The 15,475-nt window shown below is 57.2% G+C and carries 13 protein-coding genes; 6 read left to right on the top strand and 7 right to left on the bottom strand.

All coding sequences use genetic code 11. The features are described from left to right. The first annotated feature begins 95 nt into the window (after window positions 1-95). Window positions 96-866: an ion channel gene (locus tag AVO44_RS07320; protein ID WP_068334700.1), complete on the top strand. Its 771-nt coding sequence runs from the start codon at window positions 96-98 to the stop codon at window positions 864-866. On the opposite strand, the gene cobS is transcribed toward AVO44_RS07320, so the two are convergent. Further along, complete coding sequence (gene cobS, locus AVO44_RS07325; RefSeq protein WP_068334703.1) at window positions 863-1,627, bottom strand: adenosylcobinamide-GDP ribazoletransferase; 765 nt, start codon at window positions 1,625-1,627, stop codon at window positions 863-865. The genes AVO44_RS07320 and cobS overlap by 4 nt on opposite strands. A gap of 79 nt (window positions 1,628-1,706) precedes the next feature. Between cobS and cobT the strand changes: the two genes are divergently transcribed. Then, window positions 1,707-2,720, top strand: coding sequence for a nicotinate-nucleotide--dimethylbenzimidazole phosphoribosyltransferase (cobT, locus tag AVO44_RS07330; protein ID WP_068334706.1), 1,014 nt, complete (start codon window positions 1,707-1,709; stop codon window positions 2,718-2,720). 28 nt (window positions 2,721-2,748) lie between these two features. Here cobT and AVO44_RS07335 read toward each other — a convergent pair whose 3' ends face one another. Together AVO44_RS07335 and AVO44_RS07340 are read right to left on the bottom strand one after the other, a co-directional pair. Beyond that, window positions 2,749-4,629 carry a monovalent cation:proton antiporter-2 (CPA2) family protein gene (locus AVO44_RS07335; protein ID WP_068334709.1) on the bottom strand — a complete coding sequence of 627 codons (1,881 nt, stop codon included), beginning with the start codon at window positions 4,627-4,629 and terminating at the stop codon, window positions 2,749-2,751. Between the two features lie 18 nt (window positions 4,630-4,647). Next, window positions 4,648-5,103, bottom strand: coding sequence for an Lrp/AsnC family transcriptional regulator (locus AVO44_RS07340; protein ID WP_068334712.1), 456 nt, complete (start codon window positions 5,101-5,103; stop codon window positions 4,648-4,650). Window positions 5,104-5,248: 145 nt separating this feature from the next. Between AVO44_RS07340 and hppD the strand changes: the two genes are divergently transcribed. Continuing rightward, on the top strand, window positions 5,249-6,346 hold the full coding sequence (hppD, locus tag AVO44_RS07345) for a 4-hydroxyphenylpyruvate dioxygenase (protein WP_068334715.1): 1,098 nt from the start codon (window positions 5,249-5,251) through the stop codon (window positions 6,344-6,346). A gap of 38 nt (window positions 6,347-6,384) precedes the next feature. Here hppD and AVO44_RS07350 read toward each other — a convergent pair whose 3' ends face one another. Next, the gene (locus AVO44_RS07350) at window positions 6,385-8,409 is read right to left on the bottom strand and encodes a hypothetical protein (RefSeq protein ID WP_068334718.1); all 2,025 of its coding nucleotides are present in this window, start codon (window positions 8,407-8,409) and stop codon (window positions 6,385-6,387) included. A 164-nt stretch (window positions 8,410-8,573) separates the two neighbouring features. Here AVO44_RS07350 and AVO44_RS07355 point away from each other — a divergent pair, with 164 nt between their 5' ends. Then, on the top strand, window positions 8,574-9,269 hold the full coding sequence (locus AVO44_RS07355; RefSeq protein ID WP_068334721.1) for an SIMPL domain-containing protein: 696 nt from the start codon (window positions 8,574-8,576) through the stop codon (window positions 9,267-9,269). 162 nt (window positions 9,270-9,431) lie between these two features. Here the strand turns inward: AVO44_RS07355 and AVO44_RS07360 are convergent, their stop codons facing one another. After that, window positions 9,432-10,724 carry an O-acetylhomoserine aminocarboxypropyltransferase/cysteine synthase family protein gene (locus tag AVO44_RS07360; protein ID WP_068334724.1) on the bottom strand — a complete coding sequence of 431 codons (1,293 nt, stop codon included), beginning with the start codon at window positions 10,722-10,724 and terminating at the stop codon, window positions 9,432-9,434. Window positions 10,725-10,796: 72 nt separating this feature from the next. After that, the gene (locus tag AVO44_RS07365) at window positions 10,797-11,792 is read right to left on the bottom strand and encodes a hypothetical protein (protein ID WP_068334727.1); all 996 of its coding nucleotides are present in this window, start codon (window positions 11,790-11,792) and stop codon (window positions 10,797-10,799) included. A gap of 304 nt (window positions 11,793-12,096) precedes the next feature. Between AVO44_RS07365 and AVO44_RS07370 the strand changes: the two genes are divergently transcribed. Both AVO44_RS07370 and preA read left to right on the top strand, forming a co-directional pair. Next, on the top strand, window positions 12,097-13,431 hold the full coding sequence (locus AVO44_RS07370; RefSeq protein WP_068334730.1) for an NAD(P)-dependent oxidoreductase: 1,335 nt from the start codon (window positions 12,097-12,099) through the stop codon (window positions 13,429-13,431). Between the two features lie 45 nt (window positions 13,432-13,476). Next, on the top strand, window positions 13,477-14,781 hold the full coding sequence (gene preA / locus AVO44_RS07375; RefSeq protein ID WP_068334733.1) for an NAD-dependent dihydropyrimidine dehydrogenase subunit PreA: 1,305 nt from the start codon (window positions 13,477-13,479) through the stop codon (window positions 14,779-14,781). A 45-nt stretch (window positions 14,782-14,826) separates the two neighbouring features. Here the strand turns inward: preA and AVO44_RS07380 are convergent, their stop codons facing one another. Further along, a complete protein-coding gene (locus AVO44_RS07380) occupies window positions 14,827-15,435 on the bottom strand; it encodes a TetR family transcriptional regulator C-terminal domain-containing protein (RefSeq protein WP_068335290.1) in 609 nt (202 codons plus the stop codon). Between the last annotated feature and the right edge of the window lie 40 nt (window positions 15,436-15,475).

Here is a 15,475-nt window from a genome sequence, read left to right on the forward strand (position 1 = left end):
TTTAGGCCGCTCCGTCACTGGGGCGGCCTTTTTTGTATCTGGCCTTGGTGAATTGTGCCTTTGCGGCTAATTTTCCTGCAAACAGAGGCGGATACATGGATAAAATTAGGCACACCATAAAGTTTCTGTATATCGCGCATGAACCGGTCTCGGTCTGGTTCCGCTACGGGCTGATCCTCTTTGATGCGGCTTCCATCGTCTTCTTCGTGGCCACGGCGAATATTCCGCATGGACCCGGGATAAAGATTGCCAGCCTTTGTGTCGGGCTTGTCATCCTGCTGGATTTTCTCGCCCGGATGTGGATTGCGAAAGACCGCTGGAAACTGCTGCGCAAAATCTACACGCTTGCAGATATCGTCGTGATCGCCTCACTGTTGCTCGAGCCGTTTTTGCCCGGAAACCTGGCCTTCGTGCGGATTTTGCGCGCTTTGCGCCTGATCCACTCTTATCACTTACTGCGGGACCTACGACGCGACAGCCAGTTTTTTCGGACCCACGAAGATGCGGTTATCGCTGCAATAAATCTGATGGTGTTTGTGTTCGCCACCTCAACGGCAGTTCTGGTGTTCTTTATCCCAGAGGATAGTCAGACGCCCTATATTGATGCGCTTTATTTCACCATGGCGACGCTAACAACAACCGGGTTCGGAGATATCACCTTGGTGACCCCTGCTGGAAAGTTGTTTTCAGTATTCATCATGGTTGTCGGCGTGGCTTTGTTCGTGCGACTGGCGCAAGCCATATTCATGCCGCAGAAAGTCCGGCACAAATGCCCTCATTGTGGGCTTTACCGCCATGATCCCGACGCGGTGCATTGCAAACATTGTGGCGAAACTCTGAAGATTGAAACCGGCGGCACGAGTTAAAGCGCAGCAACCGCAACGGTAAGGAACGCCAACTCTGCCAGTTGTTGACTGGCCCCCAGAATGTCGCCGGTTTGACCACCGATCTTGGACCTTGCGACCTGGGCAAAAAAGCCAATCGCCAATCCAACAACAAGCATGGGAAGGGCTGCTGCAGCACCCATCAAAAGCGCCACACATAGTACGGCCAACCCAAGGCCTAATGCGACCGTTCCAGCCCGTGGTGCACCGACCGAATGGCTCAGGCCGCTGGTTCGGGCGTTTGGAAGGGCGGCCATCAGAAATGGCAAGACAGCGCGCGACGTGATGCAGGCGGCAAGGATCGTGGAAAATCCCCCAGAGGCCAAAAGCGTTGTCACCAGCATGATGCGCAGGGTTTGTGAAAAGATCAGGGCCAACACACCATAGGTGCCGATATGGCTGTCTTTCATGATTTCCAATCGACGCTCGGCCGTGAAACCGCCCCATAGGCCATCCGCCGTGTCAGCCAGCCCGTCTTCGTGCATGGCGCCAGTTGTTAAGACCAGCACCGCGATCAGGAAAATCGCACTCACCGGTGCGGGCAGGTTCAGCGCGAGTGCGAACCAAGCGGCTGCATTGGCCAGCAGGCCCACGGCCAGTCCGACCAAGGGAAAAGCCCATGTTGCCTCAGCTTGCCGAATGAAGGAATTTTCCGGCAGGCGCGGCACTGGCAGACGGGTCAGTAAGACCAGCGAAAGTGGAATATCCCACACAGAGATCAGGCTGGTATCGTTTTTATGCACTCCCGCGCCTTTCGGGGTCTTGTTGGGTCGGACACTTCGGTTAAACACTCAGGACCACACCGATGCAACGAGGCTTTGGATGCTGCCTGAACTTATTGATCTGAAAACGTTCCGCAAAGCCTTGTGCCAGGCACCGGGGCCGGATGCCAGCGCGCTAAAAGGCGCGGCTGACCGCAATGGGCAACTGACCAAACCGCCCGGCGCGCTGGGGCGGCTTGAGGATCTGGCGATCTGGTATGCTGGCTGGCGCGCAGATGCACGACCGCAGATTTCGAGGCCACAGGTCATTGTATTCGCAGGAAACCATGGTGTTACAGCGCAGGGCGTGTCTGCCTTTCCACCCGAAGTGACCACGCAGATGGTGATGAATTTCGAACATGGCGGCGCGGCAATCAATCAACTTGCAATGGCCGCAGGGGCCAGGATGGATGTGCATGCCTTGGATTTGGATCAGCCCACGGCAGATTTCACCAAAGAACCCGCCCTGTCCGAAGATGGGCTGCTGAAGGCCCTGCGCGCGGGGTGGAATGCAGTTGACCCCAGCGCCGATCTTTTGGTTGTCGGTGAGATGGGGATCGGCAATACCACACCAGCGGCTGCAATTGCCTGTGCGCTGTTCGGTGGAGATGCGGCCGACTGGACCGGGCGCGGAACGGGTGTTGATAACGTTGGCCTAGCCAACAAAACTCGTGTGGTAGCCGAAGGTGTGGCCCTGTATGCGGATGCAAAAGACGGGTTGGAAATTCTACGCTGCCTCGGTGGGCGCGAGATCGCGGCCATGGCCGGTGCCATCGCAGCTGCGCGTATCTTGCGCATACCGGTAATTCTCGACGGCTTCATCTGCTCGGCAGCGGCGGCCTGTTTGGCAGATGTCGCCGAAGGCGCGCTAGACCACGCCATAGCAGGGCACCAGAGCGCCGAAGGCGCGCATGGCACCCTGTTGCAGAAGCTGGGTAAAAAGCCGTTGTTGGACCTTGGCCTGCGTCTGGGTGAGGGTTCAGGTGGCGCGTTGGCCATCAACATCCTTAAAAGCGCGGTGGCATGCCACTCGGGCATGACAACTTTTGCCGAGGCAGGCGTTTCAGACGCCTGACCCCGTTGGCCTGATCTGCACTTGAGGTTCAGGCAGATTTCTGGGCGTGTTTCTCAGCCAATTCCAGCAGTTCGGTCTCAAGCTCTTTTTCAAATTGCTGGGCGCGCTCAAGGTACTTCTTGTTCTCTGCCGTCGGCATGCCAGGGATCCACAGTTCAGCAAGCTCACGGATCGACTCGCGGTCGTGATGATAAAAGGTCTGTTCGGCCTGCGCGGCCTCGTACTCGCTGAGGCCGATATTTTCCAGCACGTATCGCCCTGCGCGAAGTGAGCTATCGAACATTTCCCGCACGATATCGTCCGCGCCGGCCTGATACAGTTCGTACACATGGGTGCGATCATGCGCGCGCGCGATGATGTGCAAATCAGGGCGCTGACGGCGCGCAAAACTGACCAGGCGGGTCACGTGTTTTGGATCGTCCATTGCCGCGACAAGAACGGCGGCTTTCTCAAGCCCAGCCGCGCGCAGCAGTTCTGGCCGGGTCGGATCACCCAGGAACCCTTTGACACCAAACCGGCGCATGAGTTGGATGGTTTCGATATCGTGGTCAAGAACAATGGTCTTGAACCCGCTGGCGCGGACCAACCGGTTCACAATCTGACCAAAGCGCCCGATCCCCGCGATAATAACTGGACCTTTTTCGTCGATTTCATCGGGTTCCGGCTGGGGCGCACTGTCACCGATCCGGCGCGACAAAAGATCGTAGACGATAAACAGCAACGGCGTTATGAGCATGGTTAAAGCGATGATCATCAGTAGTTTCTGCGACAGGTCTGGCGGGATGACGTTTTGTTGCGTGGAAAAGGCCAGCAGGACAAAACCGAATTCGCCCGCTTGTGCCAAACCGAGCGTAAACAGCCAGTGATCCCTGCCTTTTAGCCGAAACGCCCGCCCGACGAGGAACAGAATGATACCCTTGGTCAGGATGACAAGAAGGGCCAGTCCGATCAGTTCCAATGGATCATTAAAGAAATAGGCAACGTCGATCCCTGCGCCGACGGTGATAAAGAACAAGCCCAAGAACAGACCTTTGAACGGTTCAAGGTCGCTCTCCATCTCGTGCCGGAACTCTGAACTGGCCAGCACAACGCCCGCTAAAAACGCACCGAGAGCCGGGGACAAGCCGACAAGCGTCATGAGGAAGGAAATACCGACGACGATCATCAGGGCCAGTGCGGTATACATTTCGCGCAAGCGCGTGGCGTGAATAAAGCGGAACAGGGGACGGGTAAGGTAGACACCTGCAAGAATGACAAAGGCAATGGCGCCAAGCGTAACCAATGTAACCGCCCATCCCGGAAGACCTTCGACCAGCGAGAGGCTATGGTGCCCGGCGTCATGCAGGTCTTTCACGCCGCGGTCGATGGACCCGTCGCTTTCAAGATGCGGCATCGCAGGCAGTGCCAGCAGTGGCAACAGCGCCAGAATCGGGATCACAGCGATATCCTGGGTCAGCAGCACCGAGAATGTTGCCCGGCCACCATTGGTCTGCATCAGCCCTTTTTCGGAAAGGGTTTGCAGCACGATCGCCGTTGAAGAAAGCGAAAGTGTCAGTCCAACGGCCAGAGCGACCGACCAAGGATGGTTTGCATAGATAGCCACCGCAGCAATCGCAGCGGTCGACAGGCCGACTTGTAAACCACCCAGACCCAAAAGACGGTCACGCATATCCCATAGGGCACGGGGTTCAAGCTCTAACCCGATCAGGAACAGCATCATGACCACACCGAATTCGGCCACGTGCTGCAAGCTCTCAGTCTCGGCCCCCACCAGACCCAGCCACGGGCCGATCACGATCCCTGCGGCCAAGTAGCCCAGAACGGACCCTAAACCCAGACGCGCCGATAAGGGCACGGCGATCACGGCAGCCGCCAGATAGATCGAAGCCTGGTAGAGGAAATCGTCCATAGTCGTCCTTTCGGCGGGTCAGGTGGGTAAAGGGGCGTCGCGTTTAAGCTGGTCCATCACGATTTGGCTCTGGACTCGCGCCACTGCAGGATGCGGCAGTATCACCTGGTGAAGCAAGCGATTGAGCGCGGCTAGATCGTCGCAATAGACATGCAGCAGGTAATCTGCCTCTCCGGTCATCGTCCAGGCGCTGGTAATCTCGGGGCGCGTGTCCACCATGCGGGCAAAGCTGGCGGATTGTTCGGGGCCATGCGTGCCCAGATGTACCTGAACGAATCCCTGGACATGCAATCCAAGCTTTAACGGGTCCAACCGCGCGGCATAGCCGGTAATGTATCCTTCGGCCTCAAGTCGCTGTCGGCGCCGACCGGCCTGACTGGCCGACAGGTTCAGCAACTCCCCCAACTGATGTGCCGTTAGATGGGCATCGGCCTGCAATGCGGATAAAAGGCGCAAATCGGTGGAGTCCAGCATATGCGAAGTTTTCCCTAATCTGTGCGTTATGATGCGTGTTTTGCGCGCTTTTTGCCATTTTACATTAAAACAATGCGCAGAAACAGCGCTACAATAGGTTTATTTTTGACTCAGCTAGGAAACTTCTATTTCAAGGAAATCCATCATGGGTCCGTTCCCTCATAATGCTCCAAAATCCACCATTAGCCCCGAAAACCCTGTCGGTACGGATGGGTTTGAGTTTGTTGAGTTTGCCCATCCCGATCCGCAAGAACTGCGCGACTTGTTCGCAAAGATGGGTTTCGAAAAGGTTGCGCACCACAAGGAAAAGCCTGCGGTCGAGCTTTGGCAGCAAGGTGATGTAACCTACATCCTGAACGCCGACCCCGATAGTTTTGCAGCCCGCTTTGTCGATGAACATGGTCCTTGCGCCCCGGCGATGGGCTGGCGTGTCGCAGACGCGCAGAAAGCGTACGAACATGCGATCGCAAAAGGGGCTGAACCCTATGACGGGGTGGATAAGACAATGGACGTTCCGGCGATCAAGGGGATTGGCGGGTCACTGATCTATTTCATCGACCAATACTACGACACGTCCCCCTATAATGAAGAGTTCAATTGGATCGCACAGTCAAAACCGCGCGGAGACGGCTTTTATTACCTCGATCACCTGACACATAACGTCTATCGCGGAAATATGGACAAGTGGTTTGAGTTCTACGAGCGCCTGTTCAACTTCCGTGAGATCCGGTTTTTCGACATTCAGGGGAAGTATACGGGCTTGTACAGCCGTGCGTTGACCTCACCTTGCGGACGTATCCGTATTCCGATTAACGAAGACCGGGGTGTAACGGGTCAAATCGTGTCGTACCTCAACAAATACAAGGGTGAGGGTATTCAGCACATCGCGGTGGGAAGCGAGGATATCTATTCCTCGACCGATGCGATTGCGGAAAAGGGGCTGAAGTTCATGCCCGGTCCGAATCGAACATACTATGAGCTGTCCAAGGAAAGGGTCGCCGGTCACGATGAACCTCTGGATCAGATGATGAAACACGGAATCCTGATCGATGGCGAAGGCGTGCTGGATGGTGGTGAGACGAAAATCCTGCTCCAGATATTCTCGAAAACTGTAATTGGCCCCATCTTCTTCGAGTTCATTCAGCGCAAGGGTGATGACGGATTCGGAGAAGGGAACTTTCAGGCGCTCTTCGAATCCATTGAGCGTGAGCAAATCGAAAGTGGCGAAATACCAGCGGCTTGAGCCTCAAGGTTAATCAGATGTGGGCGATAACGCCCGCATCACCCCCGCGGCATTTTCAGCGTGACGTTCCGGCCTTTTTTCTGATAGCGCAACTCGCTGTCGCCTATTGCGATGACCTGGCCGCCGTCAATCCTGTCCCCGACCTTTAGCTTTTTGTAGCGACCGCTTGGCAACCGAACCAGGGCCCGGCGGTTTGCGGGCGTACCGTAAACACCTATCAGGTTCAATTTTCGAAGATTCATCGCGTTGTCGATTGTCGCCTGTCTCGCGACCGACGCAGAGGACGGAATTTTTGGTGCAACGGCCTTGGGTTGGAACGTGTCGGCTTCGGGTTGACTAACGGCTGCCGTCGACCCCAAGGTGCTAGGCTGCGGAGTAGCGGCGGCTGGGGCCAGCCCCGCCGGGCGAAGTTTAGGGCGCGGCACACGTACAACGGCCAGCGCGGTTGGCGTTTCGTCCACCTCTGGTTGCTGTTGCAGTGAAGCAGGGCGCAGTTTGGGGCGCAGCACTGCCAACTCTTCTCGGGTGCGGCCACCCAATTGCTGTCGCTCAAACCGGCTGGTCAGGTCCGCGGGGCGAAGTTTTGGCCGCAACCCGGCAAGCCTGCTGTCTGGGGCTTCCTCAAGCGTTGGCTCCTCTTCAAACCGGACAGGTGGCTCGGGCGGCACTTTCGACGGGCGACCAAGATAGACGACAACACCTTCGGGGTTCAGTGTTCCCTCGACGGTGGGCGTAACGAGGCCACTATCATCCAGCTCAAAACGGGTGCCGGCGACGCTGGGCAAAGCAACCCGTTCAAAGGGCGCATCGGTGTCATAGCTCTGGACCGAGGGCAGGGCGATCGCGTCATTTGACAGGTTGGTGCCATCAACAGAAGCCAGATATGGTTCGTCTTGTGACAGAGGGACCGGTGGCTCCAGCGGTTCCGGGGCCGTGATCTTTACACCGGGCAGGGCCTGATCCTCAGGCGGCTCGGGATCGCGGGCGATCTCTTCCACAACCGTCGGCGCGATATTGAGGGCATTACGTATCGCCTCATCCGCCGGGGTAAGGTCGGGCTGCGCGTCGTCAGCGGAGGGCGACGATGACGAGGTTGGTGGGGACGCAATCTCGGCCTCCTCCCTCGGAGGCGTCTCAGTCGGTGCGACAGTCAACGCTTCAAGTATCGCCGCATCCGTGGGCGAGATGTCAGGCGCGTCCTCAGCCACGTCTGGTTGTTCCACTTCCCGGTCGGTTATCTGCGGCTCGACTTGTGCGGTACCGATCGCAGGCGTTTCGGGTGTGGCCTCTGATACGATATCGCCCTGAGGGTCGGGTTCAGGCACAGCCTCTTCGGTTTGCACCGACCCGGTCTGGACGCTTTCGTCCGTGTCTGAACCAATCAACGCCCATGCGCCGAACGACACCGCCAGACCCAGTGCCACCGCTCCTGGAATGACATAGTGTTTTGCTATAACGTTGGTGGTCGATTGTCCGGGCGAGATCGGCGTTGGTACGGACCGGAAAGACTCCGGAGGCGTTTCGTCAGCAATCACATGCACGTTCGCGGGCAGTTTGTCCGTTTCAACCCCCTCGGCCGTTTCTTCGGGAGCAGACGGAATGTCCGGCACCGGGAACATTGGTTTTGCAGGAAAGTCTTCTGGGGCCGATTCTGTTGTGATCTGAACCGGAACAAATCCATGTTCGGTGGCAAAATCCTGCGCTTCGATCAGCGTTTGTCGAGTTACGGCCGCGATATGGGTTGTCGGGCCGATTGTGGCGCTGTCAAAAACCAGCTCATCGACCGAATAGGGCGTCGCGTCCGCCAGCGTATGTTCTGCACTTTCGCTCTGGGATTGAGCGTCAGCTTCCACGGACAGGAACCGAACTTGATCAGCTGGAATTATGACCTGACAGGTCAGGTTGTTTTCCAGGGCGAAGGCCCGGTCCCTCAGCGCAAACAACTGCGCGTTCAAATCCGGCGCGTCCAACGCAACTTCGCCTATACAATACCAATCGCTATCCGATTGGTGATGCACAGATATTCCGGTTGCAGAAAAAGACAGCGCAAAGGCGGGTTTCATATTCCCGAGGAACCATATTTGTCAGCATCAATGCAAACGACTTTTCGTTCGCAAGCAGACATTAAAGCAGGATATTGCCGAGGGGAAGGCAAACCCAAATTCCCCCCTTGTTTGGTCTGACCCCGCAGCCCCATGTATAGCATGAAGAAATTGGAGGGAAGATCTTGAAGAAAAGCGCTTTTCTGGCCGCACTGCTGGCCGTTACGGTCGCGGGCATGACCCATGCGCAAGAACGTCGCATCACGGTGGATGCATCCGGCATTGTGCAAGCTGCACCGGATATGGCGACCATTACTGTGGGCGTAACAAACGAAGACCCGCAGGCCTCAAATGCGATGCAGGCGACATCTGATGCCGTGTCGTTGATCCTGAAACGGCTAGAGGACATGGGGCTTGAAGCGCGCGACGTGCAAACCCGCGACCTGTCGCTGTCTCCGGTCTGGTCCGGGCGCAATACCTCGACCGGTGATCGACCTGAGATTTCCGGTTTTGTAGCCTCTAACACTGTTCAGGTCAGGGTTCGTGATCTGGCTCAGCTGGGCACAATCATGGACGGAGTTATTGAAGACGGTGCCAATGACTTTCGCGGCCTGACCTTTGGTGTTCAGGACCCGACGCCTTTGCAGGCAGAGGCGCGGGCTAAAGCAGTTGCCGAAGCCATGGCAAAGGCTGAACAACTGGCACAAGCGGCGAACGTGTCGCTGGGTCCTGTACAGCAGATTAGTGAGCAGGTAGGCGGTGTCCGCCCCGCACCAATGATGCGCGCAATGGATGTTTCAGAGGCCGGAGGAGTCCCGGTTGCGAGTGGTGAGATTTCAGTCTCGGTCAACGTGTCGATGGAATTTGGCATAGCCGAGTAACCCTTGCCAAAAGCTCAAGCCATCAGCAGACTTGCAGTTGGCTTGACGGGCTACACGTGTTTACGCTCAGCAAGGCCTCGAACGCAGTTTTTCCGCCATGCACTGTCGAACGGCGTCGGTGGCAAACGCCCGGAATGGCCCGGACGTTTGCTTGCCTACGGTTCAGGCTGTCGCTTTGGCCAACGCCTGATCTAGATCGGCGATTAGGTCATCCGCGTCTTCGATGCCAATGGACACACGCACCACACCGGGACCCGCGCCTGCGGCCTCTTGCTGCTCGGGGCTGAGCTGGCGGTGCGTGGTCGAGGCTGAATGAATAATCAGCGACCGCGTGTCGCCCAGGTTGGCCACGTGGCTGAAAATTTCCAGTGCGTTTACCAGTTTGACACAGGCGTCGTAGCCGCCTTTCACCGCAAAGGTAAACAGCGCCCCGGCACCTTTTTTATACTGCGACTTGACGCGGTCGTAATAGGGCGAGGACGGCAGACCTGCATAGGTCACGTACTCAACGCGGTCATCGGCCTCAAGCCAAGCGGCGATCTTCTGCGCATTCTCAATATGTCGTTCCATCCGCAAGGACAGGGTTTCGATCCCCATTAGCGTGTAGTGCGCCGCCTGCGGGTTCATGGTCATGCCCAGATCGCGCAGACCGATGGCGATCCCGTGGAAGGTGAAGGCCAGCGGGCCGAAGGTCTCGTGGAATTTCAACCCGTGGTAAGCTTGTTCCGGTTCGCTGAGCGACGGGAACTTGTCATTTGCAGACCAGTCGAACTTGCCTGAATCCACGATGCAGCCGCCTGTGACGGTGCCGTTTCCGGTCAGGTATTTGGTGGTCGAATGTACCACCAGTGTCGCGCCGTGCTCAATCGGGCGACACAGGTATGGCGTGGCCGAGGTGTTGTCGACGATCAGCGGAATGCCCGCTGCATCGGCCACATCCGCAAGGGCGCGGATATCGGTGACATAGCCGCCGGGGTTGGCGATAGATTCACAGAAAATTGCGCGTGTGTTTTCGTCTACAGCGGCCTTTACCGCGTCAAGATCGTCGGTATCCACGAACGTGGCCGACCAGCCAAAGCGTTTGATCGTTTGGCTGAACTGCGTGACGGTGCCACCATACAGACGAGTCGACGCCACCACGTTGCAGCCCGGTCCCATCAGCGGGAACAGCGCCATGATTTGCGCCGCGTGGCCCGAGGAGCAGCAGACCGCGCCCACGCCACCTTCCAACGTGGCGACACGTTCCTGCAGCACTGCCACGGTTGGATTGGTCAGCCGCGAATAGATGAATCCGACCTCTTGCAGGTTAAAAAGGGCCGCTGCGTGGTCGGCGTCACGGAATACATAAGCGGTGGTCTGGTAAATCGGTGTCTGCCGCGCACCGGTTGCCGGATCGGGGCGAGCGCCCGCATGAATCTGTAGCGTGTCAAAACCGTAGGTAGGGCCGTCTGACATCGTCAAAATCTCCTGTTGGGATGTAGGTTGCAGACTCTCTAGGCGATTGAGCGCGCACGTACAACATTCCTGTCATCGCATCCAAAGGCCGTTATTCTTGATCGAGTTGCGTATGGCCTGCTCGCGCTTGGGCAGGTTGTCTCGGTCGAAGAGGTCGCGGATTTTGTGGCCCTTGCGCTGCAGGACCAGCTTCTTGATTGGGTCATAGCCTTTGAGCACCTTCTTGACCTTGTTGGGCGCAACCACGGTTTCCAGCACCTCGACCACATGGTCGCTCTCGCGCGCGTAGAGCAGGGGAAACAGGCGATAGTGGCAGCTTACCGATCCATCCAGCAGACCTGGGGGGAGGGCGTCTCGTCCCCCTCCGAATGAGTGGATGACCAATGGCAGCGCGACCTGATCCAGCCACGGGTCTAGGGTCTGACCTATCAGTTCGGGGATGTTTTCATCCCGGACGGTGTGGGCATAGCTCAAAAAGCGTTCGCCAAATTGGCGTGGGCAGGAATAATAGAAAAAGCCGGCGTTAAAATACAAATATCGCCGCCAGTGGTCGATTGGTTGACTGGTATCCAGCGAGCTTTGAAAATCCAGTTCAAAACGACGGTAAAGCGCGCGCCAAATACCGTCGATACCAGGGCCATACAGGGTCGGTTTGGGCCATGTCCCCTCCACCTTTTGCGAGGCGCTGGGACGGTTGAAATCGAAGGGAACAGCGGTCAGGTCCCCGGTGATCAGCGTATCGCTGTCGAAGAACACAAAAGGCTCACCTTCGGGAAGGGCCAGCAGCGCCTCGATCTTGTTGCCATAGGGGTAGCTGTCGCCGAACACGGCGCTGTCGAATGGCAGGATTTCGGCTTCCAGCTGGCGCAACGCTTTCAGCACATCCTCATTCTGGATACTCGGATCCTGTCGCCAGCGCGGGCCGGGTTTCGGAACCGCCACGAACAGACGGCCAGAAAAATTCGGTGAGCTGTGGCGCAACGAGGCTGCAAATAGCAGCGCTTCGTATTGAAGGCGATTGTTTTGCCCGATGATGACGATGTTGAAATTCGGTGTACTGGCCTGCATCGGATGACTTTCGGAATTCTTGCCGATGACCGGCGCTGCGCGTTTTGACCTACAATACGCAGCAAGGCCCGTCAAAACCTGATGCAGGGAAAACCTGATACGAAGGCCGCGTTGGCAATCTGCCCCTCAACGTTTTGTCCGAACTGGTTCGTCGGGTGGTCAAAAACTATGCGGTTCATTGGGAATTCGGGGAATTTTGCTGGTTTTTTCTTTTTTTGGTCATTTTGTAAATTTTACCAATTGATAAAAAATTAGAATGTGGCAAGCTGATACAACAACAAACATATCTACAGGGAGTAGAGCGATGGCACAGGGCCAGATGGCCCCCGGCATTGTATCCGGGCGGCTTTCCAGCGATGAGCTGACCTCGAATTTTACGGATCTGCATCCGCCATTGGCCGCGCATGAGGCCGCAGTGGCCGCGGATAGATGCTATTTCTGCTACGATGCGCCGTGCGTGACCGCTTGTCCGACAGACATCGATATTCCGCTGTTCATGCGGCAGATTCAGGCAGGTCAACCCGAAGCGGCGGGAGAGACCATTCTGGCGCAGAACATTCTGGGCGGTATGTGCGCCCGCGTGTGTCCGACCGAAACGCTGTGCGAAGAAGCCTGTGTGCGCGAAGCTGCCGAGGGCGCTCCGGTCGAGATCGGCCGCTTGCAGCGTTACGCGACCGACAGTGTCATGGTGTCGGGCAGTCATCCGTTTAGTCGGGCCGAACCAACTGGCAAAACGATTGCCGTCGTTGGGGCGGGACCCGCTGGTCTTGCCTGCGCGCACCGGCTCGCGATGCTGGGGCATGACGTGGTGATCCATGAACGCAAGCCCAAGCCGGGTGGTCTGAACGAATATGGCATTGCCGCATACAAATCGACCAATGACTTTGCGCAGGCCGAGGTCGACTGGTTGTTAAAAATCGGTGGCATCACCATTGAGACCGGTTCGGTGCTGGGTGAGAGCGTTTCACTGAACGGCCTGATCGAAAACTACGATGCGGTTTTCCTCTCCATTGGTCTGGCAGGCGTGAACGCCTTGCGTGCAGACGGGGCCGAAAAAGACGGTGTTCGGTTTGCGGTCGACTTCATCTCGGATGTTCGTCAGGCCTCTGATTTGGCAGATCTGCCGGTGGGGCGCAATGTTGTGGTGATCGGTGGCGGGATGACCGCAGTCGACGCCTCGGTAAAGTCCAAGTTGTTGGGGGCCGAGAATGTCACCATAGCTTATCGCCGTGGTCGCGATGCCATGGGGGCCAGCCGCTATGAACAAGACCTCGCGGCCTCACACGGTGTGAAGATCATGACCAACGTCCAGCCCGTCGCCATACATGGAAACGGTGCGGCTGTTGAAATCGAATTGGAGTATACTTCCAGTCACGACGGTCAACTCAAAGGTACTGGTGAAACAGTGCGACTGGCCGCAGATCAGGTTCTGAAGGCTATCGGCCAGACGCTGGAGGGCGCACCGGAAGGTTTACAACTGGACGGTAGCAAAATTGCCGTGAAAGGGGCCGGGCGCACCTCGATAGCCGGTGTCTGGGCCGGAGGGGACTGCGCCGCCGGCGGCGAAGACCTGACGGTGACTGCCGTTGCCGAGGGCCGCGATGCCGCGATGGATATCCATGCGAGCCTGACAGCGTGAAACTGACAGACAAAGATGCGAAAATGCATCAGGGAGGCCGGATAAATGGCTGATTTAAAAACAAACTTTCTGGGTATCGAAAGCCCTAACCCGTACTGGCTGGCTTCGGCGCCACCAACCGACAAAGAATACAACGTTCGCCGCGCATTCGAAGCCGGATGGGGCGGTGTCGTCTGGAAAACTCTGGGGTCTGAGGGGCCGCCGGTCGTGAATGTCAACGGGCCGCGCTATGGTGCGATCTATGGGGCTGATCGGCGTTTGCTGGGCCTGAACAACATCGAACTGATCACCGACCGTCCGCTTGAGGTGAACCTTGAAGAGATGGCGCGGGTCAAGGCCGATTACCCGGATCGTGCGCTGATCGCCTCGATCATGGTGCCGTGCGAGGAAGAGGCGTGGAAAGCCATCCTGCCGCGCGTGGCCGAAACCGGTGCCGATGGGATCGAGCTGAATTTTGGCTGCCCGCACGGGATGAGTGAGCGCGGCATGGGTTCAGCCGTTGGGCAGGTCCCAGAATACATCGAGATGGTCACGCGTTGGTGCAAAAAATACTACGACCGTCCGGTGATCGTAAAGCTGACGCCCAACATCACCGATATCCGCAAGCCTGCTGCAGCCGCAAGAAATGGTGGCGCGGATGCGGTGTCACTGATCAACACGATCAATTCAATCACAAGTGTCAATCTGGATACCTTCAGCCCGGAGCCCTCGATCGACGGCAAGGGCAGCCACGGCGGCTATTGCGGACCTGCGGTGAAGCCGATTGCCCTGTCGATGGTGTCGGAAATTTCGCGCGCTGAGGCGACACATGGCTTGCCGATCTCGGGGATTGGTGGCGTGACCACCTGGCGCGATGCGGCCGAGTTCATAGCACTGGGCTGCGGCACGGTTCAGGTCTGCACGGCTGCGATGACCTACGGCTTCAAGATCATCGATGAACTGACGGCTGGCCTGTCTAAATGGATGGACGAAAAAGGATATACGGACGTCTCGCAGGTTGTGGGCCTTGCGGTGCCAAACGTAACTGACTGGCAGTATCTGAACCTGAACTACGTAGCCAAGGCCAAGATCGATCAGGATCAATGCATCAAGTGTGGCCGCTGTTATGCCGCATGCGAAGACACCAGCCACCAGGCGATTTCGATGTCTGCGGACCGCGTGTTCGAGGTCAAGGACGAAGAATGCGTCGCCTGTAACCTGTGTGTGGATGTGTGTCCGGTGGATGGGTGCATCTCGATGGTGCCGATGCAGGCCGGAGAGGTCGATCCGCGCACCGGATTGGAGGTGCAGCCAAACTACGCCAACTGGACAACGCATCCAAACAATCCGATGTCGAAAGCCGCCGAATAACACCAATGACAGACGAAGAAAGGGGCCGGTCAACGGCCCCTTTCTTTATGGCGACAGCAATTTGCGATAGAGCGTGTCTATAAACGGCTCAGCCCCTTCGAACGGGTCCTCCTCGCCCAGAATAGCGCGGACCTGAACATCAAAATCAGCGTAATGCTGGGTCAGCGCCCAGATCGAAAAGATCAGGTGATAGGGATGCAGCCGCGCGATTTTGCCCTGATCCATCCATCCTGTCAGAACCGTGGTTTTTTCGTCGACCAGTGCCTTGAGGTCGTTTGACAAGGCGTCGTGAATGCGGGGCGCACCCTGAACAAGCTCGTTGGCGAACAGACGGCTTTCGCGGGGCAGTTCGCGGCTCATTTGCAGTTTCCGATGGATATAAGACAGAATTTCTTCCATCGGTTCGCCGTCCTCGTCCAGATCGTGCAGCGGTGCCAGCCATGTTTCAAGCAAGCCCGACAGCAGCGCAGTGTGAATCGCTTCTTTTGACGGGAAGTAATACAGAAGGTTCGGTTTGCTCAGCCCGGCCTCTGTCGCGATCTGATCGACTGTCGCCCCGCGAAACCCATGGGCTGAGAACACGTTCAGGGCGGCATTGAGAATCGTGGCGCGATTCTTTTTCTGTATCCGGGTCGGGGCACGATCCTTGGGCATGTTTTCAGCGTGTCTCTTTTTTTGCCATGCGCGGGTAAAT

The organism is Ruegeria profundi (assembly GCF_001507545.1).
GTDB lineage: Bacteria > Pseudomonadota > Alphaproteobacteria > Rhodobacterales > Rhodobacteraceae > Ruegeria > Ruegeria profundi.

Coding starts and splice junctions, on each gene's coding strand:
- AVO44_RS07370 (WP_068334730.1), top strand. CDS start 12,097: ATGGCACAGGGCCAGATGGCCCCCGGCATTGTATCCGGGCGGCTTTCC.
- AVO44_RS07320 (WP_068334700.1), top strand. CDS start 96: ATGGATAAAATTAGGCACACCATAAAGTTTCTGTATATCGCGCATGAA.
- preA (WP_068334733.1), top strand. CDS start 13,477: ATGGCTGATTTAAAAACAAACTTTCTGGGTATCGAAAGCCCTAACCCG.
- AVO44_RS07340 (WP_068334712.1), bottom strand. CDS start 5,103: ATGCTGGACTCCACCGATTTGCGCCTTTTATCCGCATTGCAGGCCGAT.
- AVO44_RS07360 (WP_068334724.1), bottom strand. CDS start 10,724: ATGTCAGACGGCCCTACCTACGGTTTTGACACGCTACAGATTCATGCG.
- hppD (WP_068334715.1), top strand. CDS start 5,249: ATGGGTCCGTTCCCTCATAATGCTCCAAAATCCACCATTAGCCCCGAA.
- AVO44_RS07380 (WP_068335290.1), bottom strand. CDS start 15,435: ATGCCCAAGGATCGTGCCCCGACCCGGATACAGAAAAAGAATCGCGCC.
- AVO44_RS07350 (WP_068334718.1), bottom strand. CDS start 8,409: ATGAAACCCGCCTTTGCGCTGTCTTTTTCTGCAACCGGAATATCTGTG.
- AVO44_RS07365 (WP_068334727.1), bottom strand. CDS start 11,792: ATGCAGGCCAGTACACCGAATTTCAACATCGTCATCATCGGGCAAAAC.
- cobT (WP_068334706.1), top strand. CDS start 1,707: ATGCTGCCTGAACTTATTGATCTGAAAACGTTCCGCAAAGCCTTGTGC.
- AVO44_RS07335 (WP_068334709.1), bottom strand. CDS start 4,629: ATGGACGATTTCCTCTACCAGGCTTCGATCTATCTGGCGGCTGCCGTG.